This is a genomic window from Prauserella alba, from assembly GCF_024171735.1.
GTDB classification, from domain to species: Bacteria; Actinomycetota; Actinomycetes; order Mycobacteriales; family Pseudonocardiaceae; genus Prauserella; species Prauserella alba.
On record NZ_JAMTCH010000005.1, the window covers coordinates 482,811 to 505,577 of the forward strand.

The 22,767-nt window shown below is 70.1% G+C and carries 22 protein-coding genes; 9 read left to right on the forward strand and 13 right to left on the reverse strand.

Annotation, left to right across the window (positions count from 1 at the left end; all coding sequences use genetic code 11):
* Positions 1-8 precede the first annotated feature (8 nt).
* On the reverse strand, positions 9-1,508 hold the full coding sequence (locus tag LY12_RS17835) for an SLC13 family permease (protein ID WP_253858180.1): 1,500 nt from the start codon (positions 1,506-1,508) through the stop codon (positions 9-11).
* A gap of 327 nt (positions 1,509-1,835) precedes the next feature.
* On the opposite strand from LY12_RS17835, the gene LY12_RS17840 reads away from it, so the two are divergent.
* Positions 1,836-3,002 carry an SGNH/GDSL hydrolase family protein gene (locus LY12_RS17840; protein WP_253858182.1) on the forward strand — a complete coding sequence of 389 codons (1,167 nt, stop codon included), beginning with the start codon at positions 1,836-1,838 and terminating at the stop codon, positions 3,000-3,002.
* A gap of 30 nt (positions 3,003-3,032) precedes the next feature.
* On the opposite strand, the gene LY12_RS17845 is transcribed toward LY12_RS17840, so the two are convergent.
* Positions 3,033-3,512 carry a GNAT family N-acetyltransferase gene (locus tag LY12_RS17845; protein ID WP_253858184.1) on the reverse strand — a complete coding sequence of 160 codons (480 nt, stop codon included), beginning with the start codon at positions 3,510-3,512 and terminating at the stop codon, positions 3,033-3,035.
* A 73-nt stretch (positions 3,513-3,585) separates the two neighbouring features.
* On the reverse strand, positions 3,586-4,830 hold the full coding sequence (locus tag LY12_RS17850) for a family 43 glycosylhydrolase (protein ID WP_253858186.1): 1,245 nt from the start codon (positions 4,828-4,830) through the stop codon (positions 3,586-3,588).
* A 231-nt stretch (positions 4,831-5,061) separates the two neighbouring features.
* Here LY12_RS17850 and LY12_RS17855 point away from each other — a divergent pair, with 231 nt between their 5' ends.
* Both LY12_RS17855 and LY12_RS17860 read left to right on the forward strand, forming a co-directional pair.
* Complete coding sequence (locus LY12_RS17855; protein WP_253858188.1) at positions 5,062-6,021, forward strand: NAD(P)/FAD-dependent oxidoreductase; 960 nt, start codon at positions 5,062-5,064, stop codon at positions 6,019-6,021.
* 59 nt (positions 6,022-6,080) lie between these two features.
* Entirely contained in the window at positions 6,081-6,530 is a 450-nt protein-coding gene (locus LY12_RS17860) for an SRPBCC family protein (RefSeq protein ID WP_253858190.1), read from the forward strand.
* A 58-nt stretch (positions 6,531-6,588) separates the two neighbouring features.
* On the opposite strand, the gene LY12_RS17865 is transcribed toward LY12_RS17860, so the two are convergent.
* Positions 6,589-6,849: a PNPOx family protein gene (locus tag LY12_RS17865; RefSeq protein ID WP_253858192.1), complete on the reverse strand. Its 261-nt coding sequence runs from the start codon at positions 6,847-6,849 to the stop codon at positions 6,589-6,591.
* 256 nt (positions 6,850-7,105) lie between these two features.
* Between LY12_RS17865 and LY12_RS17870 the strand changes: the two genes are divergently transcribed.
* On the forward strand, positions 7,106-8,017 hold the full coding sequence (locus LY12_RS17870; RefSeq protein ID WP_253858194.1) for an NAD(P)-dependent oxidoreductase: 912 nt from the start codon (positions 7,106-7,108) through the stop codon (positions 8,015-8,017).
* A gap of 30 nt (positions 8,018-8,047) precedes the next feature.
* Here LY12_RS17870 and LY12_RS17875 read toward each other — a convergent pair whose 3' ends face one another.
* The 8 genes from LY12_RS17875 to LY12_RS17910 all read right to left on the reverse strand — a co-directional run bounded on the left by LY12_RS17875 (position 8,048) and on the right by LY12_RS17910 (position 15,948).
* A complete protein-coding gene (locus LY12_RS17875; protein ID WP_253858196.1) occupies positions 8,048-8,575 on the reverse strand; it encodes a GrpB family protein in 528 nt (175 codons plus the stop codon).
* Between the two features lie 46 nt (positions 8,576-8,621).
* Positions 8,622-9,026 carry a GlcG/HbpS family heme-binding protein gene (locus LY12_RS17880; protein WP_253858197.1) on the reverse strand — a complete coding sequence of 135 codons (405 nt, stop codon included), beginning with the start codon at positions 9,024-9,026 and terminating at the stop codon, positions 8,622-8,624.
* Positions 9,011-9,442 carry a glycerol dehydratase reactivase beta/small subunit family protein gene (locus tag LY12_RS17885; protein ID WP_253858198.1) on the reverse strand — a complete coding sequence of 144 codons (432 nt, stop codon included), beginning with the start codon at positions 9,440-9,442 and terminating at the stop codon, positions 9,011-9,013. Before LY12_RS17885 ends, LY12_RS17880 begins: the two co-directional genes overlap by 16 nt.
* The gene (locus tag LY12_RS17890; RefSeq protein ID WP_253858199.1) at positions 9,439-11,265 is read right to left on the reverse strand and encodes a diol dehydratase reactivase subunit alpha; all 1,827 of its coding nucleotides are present in this window, start codon (positions 11,263-11,265) and stop codon (positions 9,439-9,441) included. Before LY12_RS17890 ends, LY12_RS17885 begins: the two co-directional genes overlap by 4 nt.
* A 4-nt stretch (positions 11,266-11,269) precedes the next feature.
* A complete protein-coding gene (locus LY12_RS17895) occupies positions 11,270-11,860 on the reverse strand; it encodes a propanediol/glycerol family dehydratase medium subunit (RefSeq protein ID WP_253858201.1) in 591 nt (196 codons plus the stop codon).
* 16 nt (positions 11,861-11,876) lie between these two features.
* Complete coding sequence (locus tag LY12_RS17900; protein ID WP_253858203.1) at positions 11,877-13,583, reverse strand: propanediol/glycerol family dehydratase large subunit; 1,707 nt, start codon at positions 13,581-13,583, stop codon at positions 11,877-11,879.
* A 196-nt stretch (positions 13,584-13,779) separates the two neighbouring features.
* The gene (locus tag LY12_RS17905) at positions 13,780-14,208 is read right to left on the reverse strand and encodes a diol dehydratase small subunit (protein WP_253858204.1); all 429 of its coding nucleotides are present in this window, start codon (positions 14,206-14,208) and stop codon (positions 13,780-13,782) included.
* 213 nt (positions 14,209-14,421) lie between these two features.
* Entirely contained in the window at positions 14,422-15,948 is a 1,527-nt protein-coding gene (locus LY12_RS17910) for a helix-turn-helix domain-containing protein (RefSeq protein WP_253858205.1), read from the reverse strand.
* Between the two features lie 216 nt (positions 15,949-16,164).
* Between LY12_RS17910 and exaC the strand changes: the two genes are divergently transcribed.
* Complete coding sequence (exaC, locus tag LY12_RS17915; RefSeq protein WP_253858206.1) at positions 16,165-17,688, forward strand: acetaldehyde dehydrogenase ExaC; 1,524 nt, start codon at positions 16,165-16,167, stop codon at positions 17,686-17,688.
* Between the two features lie 5 nt (positions 17,689-17,693).
* The gene (locus tag LY12_RS17920) at positions 17,694-18,068 is read left to right on the forward strand and encodes a DUF779 domain-containing protein (RefSeq protein WP_253858207.1); all 375 of its coding nucleotides are present in this window, start codon (positions 17,694-17,696) and stop codon (positions 18,066-18,068) included.
* Positions 18,069-18,290: 222 nt separating this feature from the next.
* Here LY12_RS17920 and LY12_RS17925 read toward each other — a convergent pair whose 3' ends face one another.
* Positions 18,291-19,742, reverse strand: a complete 1,452-nt coding sequence (locus LY12_RS17925) for an AAA-type ATPase lid domain-containing protein (protein ID WP_253858208.1) — start codon at positions 19,740-19,742, stop codon at positions 18,291-18,293.
* Positions 19,743-19,917: 175 nt separating this feature from the next.
* Between LY12_RS17925 and LY12_RS17930 the strand changes: the two genes are divergently transcribed.
* Genes LY12_RS17930 through LY12_RS17940 form a run of 3 tightly spaced genes read left to right on the forward strand, consistent with a single transcriptional unit; the run spans position 19,918 to position 22,753 of the window.
* Positions 19,918-20,943, forward strand: a complete 1,026-nt coding sequence (locus tag LY12_RS17930; RefSeq protein WP_253858209.1) for an amidohydrolase family protein — start codon at positions 19,918-19,920, stop codon at positions 20,941-20,943.
* Entirely contained in the window at positions 20,943-21,731 is a 789-nt protein-coding gene (locus LY12_RS17935; protein ID WP_253858210.1) for an iron-sulfur cluster assembly protein, read from the forward strand. Before LY12_RS17930 ends, LY12_RS17935 begins: the two co-directional genes overlap by 1 nt.
* Positions 21,728-22,753, forward strand: coding sequence for an NAD(P)-dependent alcohol dehydrogenase (locus LY12_RS17940; RefSeq protein WP_253858211.1), 1,026 nt, complete (start codon positions 21,728-21,730; stop codon positions 22,751-22,753). The genes LY12_RS17935 and LY12_RS17940 overlap by 4 nt, the downstream gene beginning before the upstream one ends.
* Positions 22,754-22,767: the final 14 nt, after the last annotated feature.

Genomic DNA, 22,767 nt, shown 5'->3' on the forward strand with positions numbered 1-22,767 from the left:
AGGGGTCGTCAGAGGCTCACGCCGAACACGAGGGGCACGAGCGTCAGCATCGTCAGCATGATCAGGGCGGTGCCCGCGAGGTTGATCCACACCCCGGCCCGGATCATGTGCTTGATCGGCAGCTCTCCCGTGGCGAACGCGACCGCGTTCGACGGCGTGGCGACCGGCAGCATGAACGCGCAGGACACGGCCATCGCCACCGCGATGGTCATCAGCAGCGGGTCCATGCCGACGCCGACGGCGACCGATCCCATGATCGGGAAGAAGGCGGCGGCGGTGGCGGTGTTGCTGGTCAGCTCGGTCAACAGGATCACCGTGACGACGGCGATCAGCAGTAGCACCACCGAAGGAACCGGCACGCCGGCCACCTGGTTGCCGAGCCATTCGCTGAATCCGGTTTCGGAGAACGCCGTCGACAGGCTGAGGCCACCGCCGAAGAGCAGCAGTACACCCCACGGGACCTCGCTCGTCGCGCTCCATTCCAGCAACGGTCCGTTGTGCTGCCTCCCGGCAGGGATCAGGCAGAGTGCGATCGCCGCCGCCATCGCGACGACGGTGTCGGAGATGCTGCCCAGCCAGGTCCACGAGGCCAGCAGGGGAAGTTCGGCCAAGGTCGGCACCACGACCCAGCAGCAGGCCGCCGCGGCGAACACGAGCAACACGCTGCGTTCCGGGCCGCTGAGCGGACCCAGCTTGTCCAATTCGGACCGGATCAGTCCGCGGCCGCCCGGGATCTCGTCCAGTTCCGAACGGAAGACCAGTTTGGTGAGCACCAGCCACGACACACCGAGCATGACCGCACCGAACGGCACCCCGACGAGCATCCACTGTCCGAAGCCGAGGTCGAAACCGTGCGTCGTGCCGAGGTAGGCCTTCATGAGTGCCATGGGAGGCTGGCCGATCGGTGTCGCCATCGAACCGATGGTGACGGCGTACGCGACGCCGAGCAGCATCGCCGAACCGAGTTTCCCGGTTGCGGCGCGCTGGTCGAGGCTGGACACCAGCTGCAGGATGGACAGTCCGATCGGAACCATGATGACGGCTGTCGCGGTGTTGCTGACCCACATCGAGATGAATGCACTGGCCAGCATGAGGCCGAACACCAGCCGTGACGGTCTGGTTCCCATCAGCAGCACGGTGCGCAGCGCAATCCGCCGGTGCAGGTTCCAGCGCTGCGTGGCGAGGCCGAGCAGAACGCCGCCGAGGACCAGGAAGATCACGGGGTTGGCGTACGGGGCGGCTGCGGCGCCCGTTTCCAGCACACCCAGTGTCGGGAACAGCACCAACGGCAGGAGGGCGGTGACAGGGATCGGCACCGCCTCGGTCATCCACCACGTGGCCATCAGCACGCCGACGCCGGCGGCGGCGCGAGCCGGTGCCGCCAGCTCGGCGGGCAACAGCAGATAGCAGGCGACACCCAGTATCGGGCCTGCGGCCAGCGCCACCTTCTTGGTGGTCGTGAGTGCGTGCACCGGACGGTCGTCGGTGCGTTCCTGGCCAACAGTCATGGGCGGTTCCTCGGTCGTGGGCAGGGTCCTCGCCGACCCCGTCGTCCGGAAAACGCTAAGCGTGGTGAAATATCGACACAAATACTAATTATGTGCCTATTGAGACATTTCGGCGATCAATCCCGTTCCGACGATCGATCCGAGGTGCCGCGGTGTGCGCAGGCTCCGGCATCGGACAAGACGGTGTCATCGGAGGGGCGGCGTCATCGGGGTGGCGGCATCAACGGGTGTGGCGGCGTCAACGGGTGTGGCGGTGTCAACGGGCGTGGCGGCCGGTGGCGAAAAACCCGCATGCGCGGCCTGCCCTGTGCGTGACAGGGTGCGGACATGACGTCCGCACCGGTCGGTGTCCCCATCGCCGACGAACTCGTCCTCGGCGCCCTCGAACTCGAACGCACCGAACGCGGCGTGCTGCCGCACCGGCTGCCCGCGTGGGCGCGTGCGCAGTGCTTCGACGGCCAGGGCGAGGGTGCCCAGCTGGCCCAGGCGGAGGTCCAGCCCGCCGGGGTGCGCCTCGCATTGCGGACCTCCGCGACCCGGATCGAGCTCGACGTGCTCCGCACCCGCAAGATGATCCGCGGGGTGCCGCCGCGGCCCGACGGCGTCTACGACCTGCTCGTCGACGGGGAGCTCACCGCGCAGGCCACGGCGACCGGCGGCGACGTCATCACTGTCGACATGACGACCGGCGAAACGCACGTCGAACGGGGCGCCCCCGGCACTCTCGCGTTCGCCGGTCTGCCCGCGGGCGTCAAGGACGTCGAACTGTGGCTGCCCCACAACGAACAGGCCGAGCTCGTCGAGCTGCGCGCCGACGCGCCCGCCCGGCCGGTGCCCCGTGACGGCCGCCGCGTGTGGCTGCACCACGGCAGCTCGATCAGCCAGGGGTCCAACGCGGCGAGCGCGTCGAGCACGTGGGCGGCGCTCGCGGCGATCTCCGGCGGAGTCGACCTGGTCAACCTCGGCTACAGCGGCGCCATGATGCTCGACCCGTTCGCCGCCCGCGTCATGCGCGACACCCCCGCGGACGTGATGAGCGTCGAGATCGGCATCAACCTCGTCAACGCCGACGTCATGCGCACACGTGCGTTCACCCCGGCCGTGCACGGCTTCCTCGACACGGTCCGCGACGGTCACCCTGAGACGCCGCTGGTGGTGGTCTCACCGCTGTACTGCCCCATCCACGAGGACACGCCGGGCCCCGGAACGTTCGACATCGACGCGCTCCGCGAAGGCCGGATCCGATTCGCGGCCACGGGCGATCCGGACGACGTCAAGGCAGGGCGGCTGACGTTGACGGTGGTGCGCGACGCGCTGCGGCGGATCGTCGAACAACGGGCCGCCCACGATCGGAACCTGTTCTATGTGGATGGTCTCGACCTGTACGGCCCCGGCGACCACGACGAACTGCCGCTCGCCGACGCGCTCCACCCCGACGACGCGGCACACCATCGCATCGGGCAGCGGTTCGCGAAGCACCTCGTCACAGGGTGAGCCGGCTCCGGCCACGGCGGGTCGCCGGGGTCACAGGTCGATGTACATGATGTGCAGGCCCACACGGCCCTGCACCGGATGATCAAACCCGCCGGGCACCGTGCCGATGATGCGGAACCCCAGCCGCTCGTACAGCTTCACCGCGGACGTGTTCGTCTCGACGACCGCGTTGAACTGCATCCCGGCGTAGCCGTCCGCGCGCGCCCGGTCCAGCACGTGGCGCACCAGCGCCTCACCGACACCTTTGCCGCGCGCGGCGCTCGACACCATGAAACTCGCGTTCGCGATGTGACTCCCGCGCGCGGGGCGGACCGGGCTCATGTGGGCGGTGCCGAGGATGCCGGTGTCGTCGACCGCCACGACCGTGTGCTGGCCCGCCACCCAGAACTCGTACGCCTGCGCCTCCGTCAGGTCGGGCTCGACGGCGTAGGTGTCCTCTGCCTTGACGACCTCCTGGATGATCGGCCATACGGCGTCCCAGTCGGCATCGGTGAACTCGCGAATCTGCACCCGTCCCACGGTACCCAGGCGGTGCGGGCCCGCGCCGACGTCACCGGCGCGGGCCCTGCCGCGGTGAGCGGGTTCACCTCACCCGGAAACCGCCGTCCCGCCAGACCAGGTCGCCGGTGATCGGACGTCGCGTGCCGTTCTTCCGCTTGAGCCAGTGCCAGACCACGTGGTTGCTGCCGTCCGCGGTCTTGAACACGTCCATGCCGCCCGGGCCTGCGTGGTTGCCCGGCAGCCCGCGCCACGGGTTGATGCCGGCCTTGCCCTTGAAACCGAAGTACGGCCGTTGCACCCCGCGGCGCATGGGTGCGCACCCGTTCTGCGGGATGGGGTTCGTGCCGCACCGCGCGATACCGGTGGAGTAGCGCGCGGTCTGCCACCGGTTCGCCGAGTAGGCGATGAACCAGCGGCCGTTCCACTTGAACATCGCCGGGTTCTCGATGACGTGGCTGTGCTCGGGGCCGGTGCCCTTGGTGTCCCAGTCGATGTCCTTGCTGGTGATCACGGTCCGGCGGCCCGCGAAGCCCTTGCGTGCCCAGCCGTGCTTACCCGCCCGCACCGCGGAGATGCCGGTCTCCTTGCCGCGGGTAACGGCGTCGTCGCGGTAGGTGACATAGAGCCTGCCGCCCGCGACGTACGGGTTGGCGTCGATCACCCAGCGGCCGCTCCGCGGACACGCCCACGGGTGGTCCTGCCTCTTCGCCTTCCGCAGCGTCTCGCCGTAGGGGCGGAACTCGGAGCGGGCACCCTTGGCCCATGCGAGGCCGACGCACCGCTGCCCGGTACCGGCCTTCTGTGCCGTGTAGTACATCAGGTACTTGCCGTTGTACTTGACCACGCCGGGTGCCCAGATGCCCTTGTTCTTGTTGACCCAGTTGGGCAGGTTTCGCCTGGGTAGCGCGTCACCCTTCGCGCAGTTCGACATGCCGACCCGCTTGCCGTGCCCGTGCACCAGGTACGGCACCTTGAGGCCGCGCGTGGCGCCGTCGCACATCTTGGCGTTGCCGCGGCTGGTGCCGTAGGTGATGAAATGACCGGTGTTCGCCCGTACCGTGTCCGGGTCGGCGAGCTTGAACGTCGACTCGGTGGCCGTGCTGCCGATCGCCCTGTTGTCGAGGGCCGTGCTGTCGAGGGCCGTGTTGTCGAGGGCCGTGCTGTCCACGGTCCTGCTGCCGACGGCGGTGGTCCCGGCCTGAGCGGCGCCGGTGCTGGCCCGTGGTGCGGGCGACGCGGCCGATGTGGCTCCGGTGGCGAGCGTCGCCGACACCGCCAGCACGGTTATCAGGCCCGCAGCCGCCGACCTGGTTTTTCGTTTGTGCATGATTCACCCCAGTTGTGTTGATCAACGCGCCGTTGCCGGCCGGAGCGTGTCGCGGTGGCGTGACCGGGCGCATGACGGGAGGAAAATAAACGACATCGGGGACGAAATGCAGACGAATGCCGCGATCGGCGCCGATCGGGCACCGTCATGGGGGTGAGTCCGCGGCCCAGGGGCGCCGTCGCCGACGAACACCGGCAGGGCAGCAGGAGCGGATAGCCTGGCCCGCGCCGCGTGGCCGCAGCCGGACTGGAGGAACGAATGGGCGAACGGGTCGTGGTCGTCGGGGGCGGCGTGATCGGGCTGAGCTGTGCTGTGCGGTTGGCCGAACGCGGCCGGCGCGTGACGGTGGTGACCGACCGGGAGCCAGGGGAGACGACGTCGGTGGTCGCGGGCGGGCTGATCTACCCGCGTCACGCCGAGCCCGCTGACCGGTGCGCCGGGTGGACGGCCGTGACCGTCGAGGAGTTCCGTCGGCTGGCCGAGGTGCCGGGAACGGGCGTGCGGTTCGTGCCGGGGCGATTGCTGCGCCGCGTCGAACGCCCCGTGCCGGCATGGGCCGCCGCTGTCGGCGGCATGACCAGGCGCAGCGACCTCGGCGAGCCGTGGACCGACGCGCTGCAGTTCACCACGCCGCTCGTCGACACCGGCAGGTACGTCGCGTGGCTGGCGCAGGTCGCGGCAGGCTCCGGGGTTCGCATCGAGCACCGTCGCGTGCGTGATCTCGGCGATGTGGGTGAGGCCGACCTGGTCGTCAACGCCGCTGGGCTGGGCGCACGGGATCTCGTGGCCGACCGGGCGGTGACCCCGGCCCGCGGGCAGGTCGTGCACGTCGCCGATCCGGGACTGCCCGAATGGGTCGTCGACGAGGACGACTTCAGTTACGTCCTGCCCCACGGCGACCACGTGGTGTGCGGCGGTACGGAGGAACACGGCGAGGAGTCGCTCGACCCCGACGACGCCACCACCGGTGACATCCTCCGCCGGTGCCGCGCACTCGTGCCCGCGCTGGCCACGGCGGAGGTGCTCGACGTGCGCGTCGGGCTGCGCCCGGCGAGACCCGAGGTGCGGCTGGAGCGGGCCGAGCCCGACGGCGCCTCCCCGGTGCCGGTGATCCACTGCTACGGCCACGGCGGCGTGGGCGTCACCGTGTCCTGGGGGTGCGCCGACGAGGTCGCCGCGCTGGCGGGGTGAGACCTGCCGCGGCCGCCGGGCTCTCGCCGTGGCGCGGGCCGGGCGGCACAATCGTGGACATGACCACGCCGAGCCCGTACGTCGTCACCGCACAGCGGACGGTCGCCGCCGACGCCGAGCGGATCTTCGACCTCATCGCCGACCCGTCGCTCCAGCCGCGCTGGGACGGCAACGACAACCTCGCCGAGGCGCCCGCCGGGCAGCGGGTGCGTGAGGTGGGCGAGGTGTTCATCATGACGCTGACCAATGGCGGCATCCGGGAGAACCGGGTGGTCGAGTTCGCGGAGGGGCGGCTGATCGCGTGGCTGCCCTCGGAACCCGGTGACGCACCGCCGGGGCACCTGTGGCGCTGGGAACTCGAGCCGGTCGACGCCGCCACCACGCTGGTCACCCACACCTACGACTGGTCACAGCTCACCGACGAGAACCGGATCGTGCGGGCGCGCGGCACGACCAGCGCCGAGTTGCAGGCCTCCGTCGACCGGCTCGCCCGGCTCGCCGAGTCCTGACCCGCCTTCCGGCCGTGCGCTCGGGCGGTGAGTGCGGACGTGAGGTGCCGGGCCGGTTTCACGCCACGGGTTCGCCGGTGGCCCTGCGGACGTGTATTCCGGGGTTGTCCTCGTCCAACCCCCAGCTGCCGATCCACAGTGGAGTGATGCGGAGGATGTCGCGGCTCGTCGCGGGCGACCGCGGGTCCACCGAGGCCAGGTCGTCGACGACCAGGCAGACGTGCGGATTACCGCGCACGTTCCGAAACTTGCGGGTCCTGGCCAGGTTGTAGCCGCCGATGTCGATCGTGCCCCTGTTCCGGTCGATCCGGTATCCCACCGGGTTGTTCTGCGGCGCGCCGCCGGAATCGACTCCTCGCCAGCCTTCCGATGCGCTGCGAGCGGAGGTAGTCCACTTCGGCCGTTGTCAAAGTGAGTGTCATGGGCCGAACGTAAGATCTCGACCAAGGTTGAGGTCAACGGCTCGGTCTTCTCGGCAGGCGCGCACGCCGTCCATCACCGACCATGGAGGGCAGCAGTACGAACAGTGACGGTGCCCGATCCGGTGGCGTCGTCGCAGGTGGAAGGACGAGCCCGTGGCCGACACGAAGCAGACCGGCGCCACGAACGCCGAGGCGGGCGCCGCGACCGTGGCCTTCCTCGGCGCAGGTGGACTGATGGGCCTGCCCATGGCGCGCAACCTCACGCACGCGGGCTTCGCGGTGCGCGCGTGGAACCGTTCGCGTGAGAAGACGGAGCCGTTGTCAGCGGACGACGGTGTGGTCGTGACCGACGACGTGGCCGCCGCGGTGACCGGCGCCGACGTGGTCGTGACGATGCTCGCCGACACCGGCGCCGTCATCGAGGCGCTGGGCGGCGAGCTGGACGCCCTTGCCGACGACGCGCTGTGGCTGCAGACCAGCACGGTCGGTGTCGACGGCACCCGACGACTCGCCGAACTGGCCGCAGCGCACGACGTGACGTTCGTCGACGCCCCGGTGCTCGGGACGAAGGCGCCCGCGGAAAGCGGCGACCTCGTCGTGCTCGCCTCGGGGCCGGACGACGTGCATGAACGCGCCGACGCCGTGTTCGACGCGATCGGGAAGAAGACGATCTGGGTCGGTGAGGCAGGCGCGGGCAGCAGGCTGAAACTCGTCGCCAATGCCTGGGTGATGTCGCTCGTCGAGGCGACGGCCGAAACGGTCGCGCTCGCCGAAGGCCTCGACGTGGACCCGCAGCTGTTCCTCGACTCCGTCGCCGGCGGCCCGCTCGACCTGCCGTACCTGCAGGCCAAGGGCGCCATGATGATCGCCCGCAACTTCGAGCCGTCGATGAAACTCGCACTGGCGGCCAAGGACGCGCGCCTCATCGACGACGCAGCCGACGAGGCCGGACTCGACCTGCCGATGCTGCGCACCATCCGGCATCGCTTCGGCGAAGGCGTCGCCGACCACGGCGACGAGGACATGGCCGCCACCTACCTCACCAGCAGCCCGGCCGAGGGCTGAGACGACACCGCGACGGCTACGGTCCGACAGCTACGGCTCGATCCAGCCCGCACGGCCGAGGATCTCCCGGATGACCGGGCCTTTCGCCTCGGCGTAGTAGTTCATGTCCGCCCACTCGCGGCGCGCCAGTTCGCGCTTGACGGCGGCGTAGCGGTCACGGTCGTCGGGGTGATTGCGCAGGTGGTCGCGTAGCACCAGGTAACGGCGGGTCTCGACGTCGTCGGGCGCGTAGCAGTGCAGGTTCACCGGCTCGTCCGGCTCACCGGCCCGTAGTGCGCGGTGGCCCGGCTCGGGCAGGTAGGCGGGCTCGTCGTCCGGGTCGTCGATGCCGACCACGATGTCCACCACCGGTTTGGCCGCGAGCCCCGGTACGGACGTCGACCCGATGTGCTCGACGAGCCGCGCCCGCTCACCCAGGAGCTCGCGTAGCTCGGCGGCCCTGCGCGCGAACCGCCGTGGCCATTCCGGGTGGTAGTCGACGATCTCCACACGGGCCGGTCTCGGTCCGTGGACCAGCATCGCGGCCAGCCTCGCCTCGTCGAGTGGTTCGCGCGCCATACCCTCACGGTAGGCCGTCCCGGCAGCCCAGCCTTGCGAACCGCCGTCAGGGCAGGGCTGCGACGCCGGCCTCGGCGACCTCCGTGTCCTGCTCGACGCTGCCGGCGCTGACGCCGATGGCGCCGATGACCTCGCCGTCGCGCTCCAGCGGGATGCCGCCGCCGAAGATCACCAGGCCGCCGTTGGTCACCTCGACGCCGTACAACGGCGCCCCGGGCGCGGCCGCCTCGCCGAGCTGAGCGGTCGTCATCCGCAGCAGCGCCGACGTGCGTGCCTTGCGGGTCGCGATGTCGATACTCGCCAGGATCGCGCCGTCCTGCCTGGCGAACGTCACCAGGTGTGCCCCCGCGTCGACCACGGCGACGTTCATCGGCTGGCCGATCTCCTCGGCCTTGACCAGTGCGGCCTCGAGCACGGCCTTGGCGTCCGCGAGTGTCAATGCTGCGGCCACGTTTCCTCCAGTTGTTCGGGTGGTTCCTTCAACGGCAGTCCGACGACGAGCCGGGCGGCGTTGTGCCCGCACCATCGGGCGCGGGTGGCGTCCGTGGTGACCACGGGACGGTCGGCGGGGCGTTTCGCGTGGTGCACGCACACGCGGCCCTCGACGTCGATGCCCACGCCGACGTCCAGCGGGGATGCCCGTGCCGCGGCGTGTGCCAGTTCGACCGCCGTGGCCGCTTCCCCCGAATCCGCGGGGGACGTGGCGGCGCCGCCCGTGGGGGTGCCGGAGGCGAGGCGCACCGGCACGCCCTCCTCTTCGAGCCCGGCCAGCAGCTCGCGCACACCGCTTCCACCGGCGCACCGGGCGACGACGGCCGGTGGTGATCGGCGCTCGCGTTCGCCGCGGCGGTCGACGACCCCGCTCATCGGGTGCGTCCCGCGTGCTCGTCGACAAGGCCGGTCGCGACGGCGTTGCGCGGGCCCTCACTGCCGCGCACGTTGCCCGTGCCGCACACGACCCCGGCCGCGGCCACCGCCTCGGCGATCATGTCCGGGATCTCGAAGTCCAACGCGGAACCGCCGAGCACCACCACGAACCCGATCTCCCTCAGGTTGCCGCCCGGTGCGACCCGCTCCAGCGCACGTAGCGCGTTGACGACGAACACCTTGTGCTTGGCCGACCTGCGCACCCGGCGGACCTTCTCCAGCGGGTGCCGCGTCGGCACGGGCCGCATGCCTCCCTCGCCCAGCACGACCACGCGCGCGAACGCCTCCGCGGGCAGCGGTTCGTCGAAGAACCGCGCCGTGCCGTCCTCCATGCGCACGTGAAAGAAGCTCTCGGCCTTCGCGAGTGGGTTCTTCTTGATGTCCTCGGCGACGTCACGGTTGTCGAGCCCGAGTTCGGAGTCGATCAGTTTGGTGACCAGGTCGCCCGCGCCTGCCAGATGGACGGAGTGGACCTCGCCGTCGCCCGTGGCCAGTGCGGCGTCGGTGGAACCGCCGCCCAGGTCGAGCACCGCCAGTGGTCGCCGGGTTCCGGGCGTGGTCAGCGCGCCCAGCACGGCCATGTCCGCCTCGACCCCGCCGACGTGGACGTCGACGTCGAGCGCGGAGCGCAGCTGGCCGGCCAGTGCTTCCATCGGGGCCCGGCTCGTGCGCACCATCGCGGCCAGGGCCACCGCGTTCTCCAGCGCGAACTCACCCGCCAGCGCGCCGGTGACGCGCTGCGGGACGAAGGTGTCGACGGCCAGCACGTCCTGGATGGCCGCGTCCTGCTCACCGCCGGTGTCCGACAGCGTTTCCGCCATGGCGTCGCGCACCGTGGCCAGCATCCCGCCCACGTGGGTGCCCGCCTCGCCGGTCGCGTCGGCCAGCGGGGTCACGCGGCGCAGGGTCGCCATGATCTCCTCGGCGCCGGCGTCGACGCCCACCGGCAGGCGCGCGTGCTCGCCGATGAGCGTCAGCGTGCCGGCCGGGATGCGGCGGTCGGCGACGTCGCCCGAGGGGGTGCGCACCACGACGGCCGACCGGTTGCCCACCAGCGCCCTGGCCACGGGCGCGACGAGGCGCGTCTGGTCGGGGTCCAGGTCGAACAGTGTCGCGATGCCGTACGAGTTGGACAGCGTGCGCACCGTCCTGCCCGGTTCGGCCACCTCCACGGCGGCGGGCATACCGAGCGGCACCTTCTCGACCAGCGTCACCTCGTCGACCACCGGGATCGGGGTGGGCAGCCGGTTGACGATCAGGTTCGCGTCGTCGGCCTGCACCACGGCCCCGGTCACCTCGACACCGCGGTCACGGGCGGCGGCGATCCCGGCGGCCGCGTCCTCGAAGTCGACGCCCGCGCCGGCCACACAGATGACCCGCTCACCGGGCGCGCAGGCACCGAGCTCGGCGAACGCGACGGTCGTTCCGGTGCCGAGTCCCGCACCGGCGGGCGTGTCCGGGTTGTGCCCGATCATCGTCGACTCGGTGATGACCGTCTCGGTGATCGTTTCCATGGCCAGCCCGCTGATCACCGGTGTCGCCTCGTTGACGAGCACCGCCGCCAGTTCGTGCTGGTCACGCCCCGCCGCCGACAGCGCCTCCTGCACCACCTTGACCACGCCGGGCACGTTGTCGGCCGTGCCCTTCACCCCGGACGTCGACGTCAGCGCCCCGCCCAGGTAGCGCGGGCCGTCCGGGCCGCACTCGGCCAGGCACGCCTCGGTGGTCGAGTTGCCGATGTCGACGCCGACCAGCAGTGTCACGGCGTCAACCGGCGTCGGCCAGCCGGATCCGGACGTCCAGCTCGACCGGCGGTGCACCGGGCGTCACGAACTCGGTCTCCTTGATGTGCAACAGCGCCGCCTTGGCCTGCCAGCGGGGCCGGGCCATGTAGTCGTTGCGTGCGGGCACCGGTTCGGGCGACTCGCCCTTGGCGTAGCGGGCCGCGTTGCGGCCGACCTTGCGGAACGTCTCCGGATCGAGCAGCGGCGCCTGCGGGAACAGCTCCAGATTGGACAGCCGGACGAGATCCTTCTGATGGATCATCGTCGTGCCGCGCGACAGCACGCCGACGCCGATGCCGGAGCCGGACAGCCGCGCCGCCGAGTGGGCGATCACGGCGAGGTCCGAACCGCCGCGGTACCGGACCACTCGTGCGAGCACGCCCTGCTCCTCGACGCCGGCGAGGAGTTCGCGCAGCACTTCGGCGTGCGGGATCTCGACGATGGTCTTGGTGAAGAAGTCCCCGAACGCAGGGGAGAGGCCGATGACGACCTCGTCCGGACGGGTACCCACCGCGGCCTCACCACGCTCGACCGCGTCGAGCAACCGCTCGGGTCGCGCTTCCGTGCTCGTCATGGCAGGAGGTGTCCTTTCAGCCGATTTCCTCTTCGGGGTTGCTGGCGCTGACGACGTGGCGAAGGCGTTTCATCTCGCGCCAGCGTTCGCCGGCGGGGCGGTAGCCGCTGCCCGGACCCGCGTAGTCGTTGGCGTCGTTGACCGCCGACAGCGTCTCCAGGTCGGACGTGAGGATCGCCGACGTGTGCAGCAGGTCGCCGGAGACCCGGTGCCGCAGCACCGACAGCAGCGTCCTGGCCATGTCGCTGTAGCCGGACGTCTCGAGTGCCTTGATCACGTCGAGTCCGGTGATCCCCCGATCCATGACCGACTGGGCGGCCTTGAGGTCCTCCAGCACGTCCCGCATCGGCAGGTCCTGGCTGCCGTGGGCGTAGGTCGCCGCGTCGACCTCCTTGTCGGTGATGGTCGTCAGGCCGAGCTGAGCGAACACGGCCTGCAACGCGCGTGCCGCCCTGCTGCGCGCGGCGAGCAGTTCCTCCTCGGGAACGTGTCGCAGCGCCCCGTCGACCTGCAGGTCGCGTTGGATGGTGTTCCAGTCGTCGTAGTCCGTGGAGTCCAGATTGGACCCGGCGAACATGTTGTCGTAGTTGGGAACCGCCGAATAGCCGGAGCACACGAAGTCCGTCCCCGAGAGCAGTTGCGGCAGCAGTCGCGCGGTGCGGCGCATGTCCGAGTGCGAGAACGACTGGTCGTTGCCGGATGCGCATTCGAGGTCGGCCGTGCTGGCGAGCAGGTTCTCCGCGAGCACCGCGCGGATACCGGCCGGTACCGCACCGGGGACGCCGATGCAGCTGATCGACCCGTTCTGCAGGCCCTGCACGCCCGCACCCTTCGCCACGAGGATGCACCGGATCTCCAGGTACAGCATCGAACGGCCCTCGGCGTTACCCATCTGCACCTCGGACCCGGTGCCGGACGTGAAGCGCATCTTGATGCCCCGCGAGGCGTAGGCCGACGCCAGGAACGCCTTCGACCACGGCGTGTCGTCCCCGTCGCAGAACACCGGCTCGGTGCCGTACACGGAGATCGTTTCGGCGTAGGCGGTGATACCGCGCATGCCCAGCTCCAGCTCGGTGGCCTCTTCGAGGGCGCACTGGGTGAGTGCGCCCGGTGTACCGGCCAGCGCTCCGACCTGCAGTGCGATCGCCACGAGTGGCGCGTAGCGCACCACGCCCAGCGTCGTCTCCAGCTCCCGGAACCCCCGCAGCGACGCCTCGGCCGCCTCGGCGGCGACCTGCACCGGGTTGTCGCGTGCACTGGTGGAATGCGCCTGGTTGGCGGGGGTACGCCGCGCCCGCATCTTCTGCAGCGCCTGCATCATCTCGACGACGTTCATCGTCTTGACGACCTCGAGCAGCGCGGCGGGCGTGAGACCGCCCGCGACCTCGACGACCTCCGACCGCGTCACCGTCGGGTCGACGAGCATGCGCGCCACCTCGACCGGTTCGAGCGACATGGCGCGTTCGGTCACCGACACGTCGATCGCGTGGTCGGCGATGAACTGGTCGAGGAAGTCGAACTCGGCGCGCGGCCTGCCGTCCATCTCCACGATGACGCCGCCGTCCACCCGCACGCTCGGTGCCGGGTCGTACGGACTGTCCATCGCCACCATGCCGACCTCGGGCCATTCCTCGACGAACCCGTCGAGGTTGACCGGCCGCTCCTCGAGCGCCTCGGTGCGGTGGGACTTCGGAGTCGATACCGCAAGCGGTTCCGCAGTCATCGTCGGATCTCCTTGCTGCGCGTGCGGAGGTTGAGTTGTTCCGGGTGAGGTGTGCTGGGGCGAGCTGTCCCGGGAGTGGGCAGTTCCGGGGTCCAGGAGGTTCCGGGACCGTGGTTCGTCCGTTCGCGGTGCTCCGCGGTTGTGGTGTTGTGCGGTTGTGGCTGTGCTGCTGTGGTGGCCGTCGCCGCCACGGTCGTCAGGCCAGGATGTCGCGGCGTTCGTAGACGTCGGCGGCCTCGCGCACCAGTTCGGCGCACAGGGTCGCGGAATACTCGCGTTCGAGCCGGTCGGCGATGTCGGTGAGCTGCTGCTTCGTCGACGCGTTCGGCCGCAGTGAGTTGTAGATCGACAGGACGAGGTCGTCGGGCAGTGCGGTCAGCTCGGCGGCTCGGCGGAAGTTGCGTGCCAGCTGGGTGCGCCCCACCTGCTCGGCGATCCGTGCCTGCAACCGCAGCGTGTCCGGGGAGATGCGCAGATCCTCGGCGGCCACGTCGCCCGAGAGCACGGCCTCCATGGTCAGCTCGTCGATCGGCTTGCCGGTCGGAGTGCGGAGCAGCTCCGGCCGGTGGGCCGCGAGCGGATAGTCCCGCCGTGGGTCGAGTTCCACCTGGTCGGGAAGCGTCACCGCCACCACCTGCCTTCGTCCGTGAAGCCGGTATCGGGTGTCGAATCTATGTGCAGCGAATCTAGAGCCGGGGACGTTGCACCGACGTTGCAGTGACGTGGCAGGCGTCCCGCGTCGTACGCGGTGTCCGGTCGTGGATCGCCGACGGCGGCCGGTGATGACCGCCGTCGACCGTCGGCCCGCGGTGACCGTCATCGGGCACCGCGCGCCGTGTCAGTCATCGTCGTCGCTGTCGAGGAGCCAGGCCAGCCGGGCGTCCGCGACCGGGCGACGTGGGTCGCCCGCCGGAAGGACCCGCGTGAGGTGTTCGAACACCTCGACGTCGTCGCGGCCCGGTTCGCCCTCGGACAACGCCCACAGCGCATCGGGGTCGCGGCTGTCGAGCACGGCCGTGCGGAGGGCCACGGTCCGCTGTTCACGCTCGGCCCTGATCGTCGGCGATTCGGACCGGGACAGCAGCGGTGCGGTCGCGATCGAGGCCGCGCTCGCGACCTCACCCGCGGCGAGGGCGTCGCGCACGCGCAGGAAGTCGGCGTCGACGTCGGCGGCGAGCCGATACGGCTTGGCGAGCAGGGCCTCGCCGAGCTCGGTACGCAGGCGGTGCACCTCGGCGCGCACCGTCGTGGGATTGCCGGCGTCACCGTAGAGGTGCAACGCCAGCTGGTCCGCGGTCAGCCCGGCGGGATGCAGCGCCAGCAGGGCGAGGATCTCGGCGCGGCGCAGGGTCAACGGCACCGTGCGGCCGTCCAGCTGCGCCTCGGGCGCCGTGCCGAGGAACGACAGTCGCAGCGTCGGCGAGGCCGGGCGCGCGGAGATCGTCTTCCGGCCCCGGTGCGGCAGCCGGAGCAGGTAGCCGCCCGACAGCGGTTCGAGCAGCGCCTCGCGGCCGTCCAGGTCGATCCGGTCGCTGCCGGGGTCGACGGCGATGCGGTGGGGGAACGTCCCGAGCGGATTCGCCGCGACGACCCTGCCGGACGTCGTGATCAGGGCGCCGGGTTCGCCGCCGAGCCGTTCGAGCCGGGGCAGGTTCCGCCTGCGCAGGCGTTCGTCGGCATCCTCCATGCGCAGCCGCAGATGGTTCTCCGCGACCTGCGCGGTGGCGTTGACCAGCGACACCATCGCCGGATGCAGCGTGTCCAGCCTGCCGCTGATGTCGATGGCGCCCAGCACCCTGCCGGTGTCGGGGTCGTGGATCGGAGCCGCGGCGCACGTCCACGAGTGGTAAGTGCGGACGAGGTGCTCGGCCGAGTAGATCTGCACCGGTGAGTTCGTGGCGAGTGCGGTCCCCATGGCGTTGGTGCCGATCGCCGACTCGGCCCACCTCGTGCCCTCGTGCAGTCCCACCGTGTCGGCCAGTCGGCACACTCCGGAAGGGCCCTCCCGCCACAGGATCGTGCCCTCGGCGTCGGTGACGATCGTGATGTGCTGCGACTCGTCGGCGATACTCACCAGTAGTTCCCGTAGCGGCGGCAGGACCGTGTGCAGCGGATGGGATTCGCGCACGTCGTCGATCTCGTCGCCGTCGTAGACCAGTGGTGGCCGGTAGTCGTCCGGGTCCACGCCGGTGGCCAGCGACCGGCGCCAGGACTCCGAGATGACCGTGCGCGGTGCCGCCCGACCGCCCGCGCCGCCGAGCTCCTCGTCACTGAGCGCGGCGTCGCGGATCTGCTGCAGCACTCGCTGCTGCGCGATCGGATCCGACACGCTGTGCAGTGCGTTCGGGGCGGGTTGGGATCTCATGGACACTCCGCTACGGCGACGTTGACGGGCGGTGCTGTCGTTCGAGCATGCCCCGCTCGCGCTGCCGAGGGCAAGGAAATGGCACGAGGTGACCCTTCGCGCCACCCGCCCGGTGCGCGCCGCGTAGCAGGCGTGATGGTGCAACGCGTCTGCAACGTGGCGCTTCCTACGTTCGGCGTCGAAGGCAGTGAAATCGAGCAGAGAGGCTCTTTTCGGATGACCACTTACGCCGCACCGGGACAGCCAGGCAGCGTCGTCGCGTTCGAAGCGCGGTACGACCACTTCATCGGTGGGGAGTACGTGCCGCCGGCCAAGGGCCAGTACTTCGAGAATCCGACACCGGTCACCGGAAAGGTGTTCACCGAGGTCGCCCGCGGCACGTCCGAGGACGTCGACCGCGCCGTGACCGCCGCGACCGGTGCCGCCGACGCATGGGGCCGCACGTCGCCGGCCGAGCGTGCCGCGCTGCTCAACCAGATCGCCGACCGGATGGAGGCCAACCTCGAGGCGATCGCCGTGGCCGAGAGCTGGGAGAACGGCAAGCCCGTCCGCGAGACGCTCGTCGCCGACATCCCGCTGGCCGTCGACCACTTCCGCTACTTCGCCGGTGCGATCCGCGCCCAGGAAGGCTCGATCTCGCAGCTCGACGCCGACACCGTGGCGTACCACTTCCACGAGCCGCTCGGCGTCGTCGGGCAGATCATCCCGTGGAACTTCCCGATCCTCATGGCGACGTGGAAGCTCGCTCCCGCGCTTGCCGCGGGCAACTGCGTGGTGCTTAAGCCCGCCGAGCAGACCCCGGCCTCGATCCACGTGCTGCTCTCGCTGATCGCCGACCTGCTGCCCGCGGGCGTGGTGAACATCGTCAACGGCTTCGGCGCCGAAGCGGGCAAGCCGCTCGCCCAGCACCCGGGCATCCGCAAGGTGGCCTTCACGGGTGAGACCACCACGGGCCGGCTGATCATGCAGTACGCCAGCGAGAACATCATCCCGGTGACGCTCGAGCTCGGCGGCAAGAGCCCCAACATCTTCTTCTCCGACGTCGCCGCGGCCGACGACGCCTTCTACAACAAGGCGCAGGAGGGCTTCGCGATGTTCGCCCTCAACCAGGGCGAGGTGTGCACCTGCCCGTCGCGCGCGCTGGTGCAGGCCTCGATCTACGACAGGTTCCTCACCGACGGTGTCGCCCGTGTCGAGAAGATCCAGCAGGGCAACCCGCTCGACACCGACACCATGATCGGTGCGCAGGCCTCGAACGACCAGTTCGAGAAGATCCTGTCCTACATCGACATCGGCAGGCAGGAGGGCGCGAAGGTCCTCACCGGCGGCGAGAAGGCCGACCTCGGCGGCGAGTTGTCCGGCGGCTACTACGTCAAGCCGACCGTGTTCGCAGGCGACAACAAGATGCGGATCTTCCAGGAGGAGATCTTCGGGCCGGTGGTGTCGGTGGCCAAGTTCGACGACTACGACGACGCGATCAAGACCGCCAACGACACGCTGTACGGACTCGGCGCGGGCGTGTGGTCGCGCGACGGCAACACGGCGTTCCGCGCCGGCCGTGACATCGAGGCCGGTCGCGTGTGGACGAACTGCTACCACGCGTACCCCGCGCACGCGGCGTTCGGCGGGTACAAGCAGTCCGGCATCGGGCGCGAGAACCACCGGATGATGCTCGACCACTACCAGCAGACGAAGAACCTGCTGGTGTCGTACTCGCCGGACGCGCAGGGCTTCTTCTGACGGCCATGAGCAGAGTGGATCTCACCGAAGCCGCGGCGGACCTGCTGCGACGGCTGGCCGGAGAACACGGGCCGCTGATGTTCCACCAGTCCGGCGGCTGCTGTGACGGCAGCGCTCCCATGTGCTATCCGGCCGGTGAGTTCCGCACCGGCGGGGCGGACGTCCACCTCGGCGACCTCGACGTCGCCGGGGTGGCCGAGCCCGTTCCGGTGTGGATGTCGCGGGCGCAGTTCGAGTACTGGCAGCACACGCATCTGACCATCGACGTGGTGACAGGGCGTGGCAGCGGATTCTCGCTCGAGGCACCGGAGGGCGTGCGGTTCCTGATCCGGTCCCGGCTGCTCACCGACGAGGAACTCGCCGAGCTGGGCCGCTGCTGACCAGCCCGCAGGCCCGGCAACCTGCGAACCCGACCACCCCGACCCGCGAGGCCCGTTCGCCGACGAGTCCACTGTGGATGCACCGGCGGACGGGCCTCGTGCCACGTTCGCCGGTGCCGCCACGTTCGCCGGTGCCGCCACGCGAGGCGGGGCCGCGCCTCGAACGAGGGAACGGTGCTCGCTCCCGGCCCGACCGGGATGCTCCGGGGCGTCCCGGATCGCTCAGGAAGTGCGGTCGGGGACCGTGATGCGGTACTGGCGGATCTTGCGGTAGATCGTGGCTCTGCCGAGACCCAGTTGCTCGGCCGCGTCGGTGACGGTCGTGCCCGGTTCGGTCAGACAGCGGACGATCTCGTCGCGTTCCACCGACTGCAACCTGGTCAGCGGGTGGCCCGGTCCGGTGAACACCTCGGGCGCCAGATGGTGGAGGTCGACACGGTCGGTCCTGGCGGCCGCATCGCGGACGACCCGGCGGAGGCTGCGGACGTTGCCCGGCCAGTCGAACGCCACCAGCGCACGCGCGGCCGCCGGGGTGAAGGCTATCTCGCGGCCGCGCGCCTGATGTGCGAAATGCCTGGCCAGCGGCATGACGTCGGCCGGCCGGAACCGCAGCGCCGGCACCTCGACCACCACGTCGATCAGCTCGCGGAGCTCGGCCGGCAGGGTGTCGGCCGAACCGGCCGTGACCACGTAGGGCTGCAGGTCGTCGGTGGCCCGCACCCGGGTGAACACCTGCGCGAGCTCGGTGGTGGCCCACGCGGGCAATTCGTCCACTCCGGACACGATCACGCACGTGCTGTCCTTGCCGAGCTCGGGAACCCACAGCTCGAACCACGACTCGACGTCATCGGGCGCCGGCGGCCGGGCGCTCAACACTCGTTCGCGGCGCAGTTCGCGGCGTGCCAGGGACGCGAGCGCGGTCTTGCCTGTGCCCGGTTCGCCGACCATGGCGACCGCGAGTCCGCGCCGGAACGCCGTGTACGCCTCGGTGAACGCACTGCGCCAGCCCGAGGTGGGCAGTCCCTCCTCGGGTGCGCGCGAGCGGTCGGCGTAGACGCGGAACACCTCGCCGTGCGGTGTGGGCGGAGCGGCCCTGCCTGCGCCTCTGGCCAGCATCAGTGCCGACGTGTTGGCCGCCGCCGACTGGGCCAGCGCCATCAGCAGTTCCGGTGCGGAATCGGACCAGGTCGTGAGGTTGACGCTGCCCGCGACATCGCCCGACGGGTCGACCACCGGTGCGGCCGCACAGGTGTATCCGCGCAGGCCGGTGCAGTAGTGCTCGTCGGCGCGGACCAGCGACGGCGCACGGTCGGCCAGTGCGAGGCCGAGGCCGTTCGTGCCGGCATTGCGTTCGGCGAAGTAGAACCCCGGGGCCAGGTGCACGCGATCCAGCGAGCGGTTGATCGTGGCGTCCTCCGACAACCTGCTCAGCACGAGCCCGTCCGGGTCGGTGATCATCATGCTGACCGGTTCGTTCGCCAGTGTCCGCTGCAGGCCGCGCAGTACCTCGCTGCCGCATTCGTACAGCAGCGATTCGGTGTCGACCGAACCCGTGAACACCGGCCGGATCTCGTCGTCGGCGAGACCGTAGCGCTCGCTACGGCGCCAGGATGCACGGAGCCGGGGTGTTCTGCCCGGTGGGTCGGAGGAGAGCGCGAAGTCGTCGCGGTGCATGTCGAGCCTCCTGAGCGCGTCGTTGCGCCTATCCGGGACAGACAACCACAGCGCGGGCGCGAACTCAGCCGCTCGGCTGTCTCAAAGTGAGACACACATGGGGTCCCCGTGGGCCGCGGGCGCTCGTAGCGTTCCCGCATCGCGTGCCACCGGCGCCACGTACGGGAGGAGACCGATGTACACCAAGGACGGCGAGAAGTACTTCATTCTCGACGCGCACGTCGCGCTCTGGGACGCCCGTCCCGAGAACCAGCGCAACATCCACGGAAAGCAGTTCATCGACTGCTTCTACGACTACCACCGCAACCTGAGCCCGGAATCGGAGGTGTGGCCGTACGAGGAGTACCTGTACCAGGGCGGGCAGCGGTTGATGCATGATCTGTTCACCGAAGGTTATGTGGACCATGCGATCTTCCAGCCCGCACTGCTGAGCGCCTTCTACAACAACGGGTTCGGTCAGACGGAGGAGGCGTTCGCGCTCGCGCAGCGGCATCCGGACAAGCTGACCTACAACCACTGCTGGGATCCGAGGTTCGAGGAGGCGGGACTCGACCAGCTCAAGCGCGACGCCGAACGGTTCGGGTTGAAGGGCGTCAAGCTCTACACCGCCGAGTGGCAGGGCGATTCGCGCGGTTACAAGCTCGACGACCCGTGGTCCTACCGGTACCTGGAGACGTGTCAGGAGCTGGGCATCCGCAACATTCACATCCACAAGGGCCCGACGATCCGCCCGCTCGACCGCGACGCCTTCGACGTGGCCGACATCGACAAGGTCGCCACGGACTTCACCGACCTGAACTTCGTCGTCGAGCACTGCGGCCTGCCGCGGCTCGAGGACTTCTGCTGGATCGCCACGCAGGAGCCGAACGTGCACGCGGGTCTGGCCGTGGCGATGCCGTTCATCCACTCGCGGCCGCGGTACTTCGCCCAGATCATCGGTGAGCTGCTGTACTGGCTGGACGAGGACCGCATCCAGTTCTCCAGCGATTACGCGATCTGGACGCCGAAGTGGCTCGTCGAGAAGTTCGTCGACTTCCGGATCCCGGGGGACATGACCGAGTACGCGCCGCTGACCACGGCGCAGAAGAAGAAGATCCTCGGTCTCAACGCGGCGAGGATGTACGACATCGACGTGCCTGCCGAGTGCCGGCTGCCGGCGGACGACTCGGCGGGCAGGACCGAAGCCGTGGCGGTGGCGTGATGCGTGCCGCGGCCAACGAGCACGCCGGCACGGAGGCCACGGCCGATACTGCGGCCACGGCCGGTGCTGCGGACGCGGATGTCCTGGGGCGAGCACGCGAGGCACTCGGCACCGTCGTCGACCCCGAACTCGACGAGCCGATCACCGATCTCGGGTTCGTCCGGTCGGCGGAGGTCACCGACGGCGAGCTGGTGGTGCACCTGCGGCTGCCGACGTCGTTCTGCGCGCCGAACTTCGCCTATCTCATGGCATCGGATGCGAAGGATGCGTTGCTGCCGCTGGGAATGCCCGTCACGGTGCGACTGGACGACCACCACGACTCGGAGATCATCAACCGCGGACTGGCTGCCGACGCCGGCTACCGCGGCACGTTCGGTGACGAGGCCGAGGAGGACCTCGACGAGCTGCGCACGACGTTCCGGCGCAAGGCGCACACGGCGGCGATGGAGCGGGTGCTCACGCGATATCTGCGTGCACATCCCGAGCTGCCAGAGGAGGGTCTGCACGACGTCACGCTGGGCGACCTTCCCGACGACGACGCCACTCGCGCGCTGCTGCGGCATCGGCGCACGCTCGGGCTCCCCACCGGCGGCGATCGGCCCGCGCTGGTCGGCCAGGACGGCGAGCCCTGTCCACGCGAGGAGGTGCCGTGGCGGTTGCGGGTCGCGCGTTCGCTGCGGGTGTCGATGGACGGCAACGCGCACTTCTGCCGTGGCCTGCTGCGCACCCGTTACCCCGATTCGGCGGCCGACCAGTCGCCCCGAGCATTCCAGGAGAAGGTGTCATGAAAGCGATTCAGGTGGTCGGCTATCACGAGAAGCTGCAGCCGGCCGAGGTGCCGATGCCCGAGCCCGCCGGGCCCTACGACGTCGTGGTGCAGATCGGCGGCGCCGGGGTGTGCCGTACGGACATCCACATCCTCGAGGGCCAGTGGGCGGAGAAGTCCGGGGTCACGCTGCCTTACACGATCGGTCACGAGAACGCGGGCTGGGTGCACGCCGTGGGAAGCGCGGTCACCAACGTGGCCGAGGGCGACAAGGTCATCGTGCACCCACTGGTGACGTGCGGTCTGTGCCGAGCCTGCCGGTCGGGTGACGACGTGCATTGCCGGCAGAGCCTGTTCCCAGGAATCGACACCCACGGTGGCTACGCCGAGTACCTCAAGACATCGGCACGCAGCGTCGTCAAGATCGACGACTCGCTGGAGCCCGCCGACGTGGCCGCGCTCGCCGACGCCGGGCTGACGGCCTATCACGCGGCGGCCAAGGCGGCCCGGACGTTGCGGCCCGGCGACCGGTGTGTGGTCATCGGTGCAGGCGGCCTGGGCCACATCGGCATCCAGGTGCTCGAGGCGCTCACCGCGGCGGAACTCATCGTCGTCGACCGCAACGCCGAGGCCGTGAAGCTCGCGGTGTCCATCGGGGCCGACCACGGTGTGGTCGCCGACGGCACACACGTGGCGCAGGTGCTGGAGCTGACCGGCGGCAACGGAGCGGAGGTCGTCGTCGACTTCGTCGGCGAGGGCGGCGCGACCGCCGAGGGCGTGCGCATGCTGCGTCGCGCAGGCGACTATCACGTGGTGGGATATGGCGAGAACATCGACATCCCGACGATCGACATCATCTCGACCGAGATCAACTTCATCGGCAACCTGGTGGGTTCGTACAACGATCTGTGCGAGTTGATGGTGTTGGCCGCACAGGGCAAGGTGCGGCTGCACACCAGTAAGTATCCGTTGGAACGTTTCCAGGACGCCATCGACGATCTGGAAGCGGGCCGCATCCGCGGTCGCGCCATCCTCACCCCCTGACGCCCCGGTCACCG

Coding starts and splice junctions, on each gene's coding strand:
- LY12_RS17850 (WP_253858186.1), bottom strand. CDS start 4,830: ATGCACAAACGAAAAACCAGGTCGGCGGCTGCGGGCCTGATAACCGTG.
- LY12_RS17885 (WP_253858198.1), bottom strand. CDS start 9,442: ATGAGCGGGGTCGTCGACCGCCGCGGCGAACGCGAGCGCCGATCACCA.
- LY12_RS17925 (WP_253858208.1), bottom strand. CDS start 19,742: ATGCACCGCGACGACTTCGCGCTCTCCTCCGACCCACCGGGCAGAACA.
- LY12_RS17940 (WP_253858211.1), top strand. CDS start 21,728: ATGAAAGCGATTCAGGTGGTCGGCTATCACGAGAAGCTGCAGCCGGCC.
- exaC (WP_253858206.1), top strand. CDS start 16,165: ATGACCACTTACGCCGCACCGGGACAGCCAGGCAGCGTCGTCGCGTTC.
- LY12_RS17900 (WP_253858203.1), bottom strand. CDS start 13,583: ATGACTGCGGAACCGCTTGCGGTATCGACTCCGAAGTCCCACCGCACC.
- LY12_RS17910 (WP_253858205.1), bottom strand. CDS start 15,948: ATGAGATCCCAACCCGCCCCGAACGCACTGCACAGCGTGTCGGATCCG.
- LY12_RS17935 (WP_253858210.1), top strand. CDS start 20,943: ATGCGTGCCGCGGCCAACGAGCACGCCGGCACGGAGGCCACGGCCGAT.
- LY12_RS17875 (WP_253858196.1), bottom strand. CDS start 8,575: ATGGCGCGCGAACCACTCGACGAGGCGAGGCTGGCCGCGATGCTGGTC.
- LY12_RS17840 (WP_253858182.1), top strand. CDS start 1,836: ATGACGTCCGCACCGGTCGGTGTCCCCATCGCCGACGAACTCGTCCTC.
- LY12_RS17895 (WP_253858201.1), bottom strand. CDS start 11,860: ATGACGAGCACGGAAGCGCGACCCGAGCGGTTGCTCGACGCGGTCGAG.
- LY12_RS17930 (WP_253858209.1), top strand. CDS start 19,918: ATGTACACCAAGGACGGCGAGAAGTACTTCATTCTCGACGCGCACGTC.
- LY12_RS17920 (WP_253858207.1), top strand. CDS start 17,694: ATGAGCAGAGTGGATCTCACCGAAGCCGCGGCGGACCTGCTGCGACGG.
- LY12_RS17835 (WP_253858180.1), bottom strand. CDS start 1,508: ATGACTGTTGGCCAGGAACGCACCGACGACCGTCCGGTGCACGCACTC.
- LY12_RS17860 (WP_253858190.1), top strand. CDS start 6,081: ATGACCACGCCGAGCCCGTACGTCGTCACCGCACAGCGGACGGTCGCC.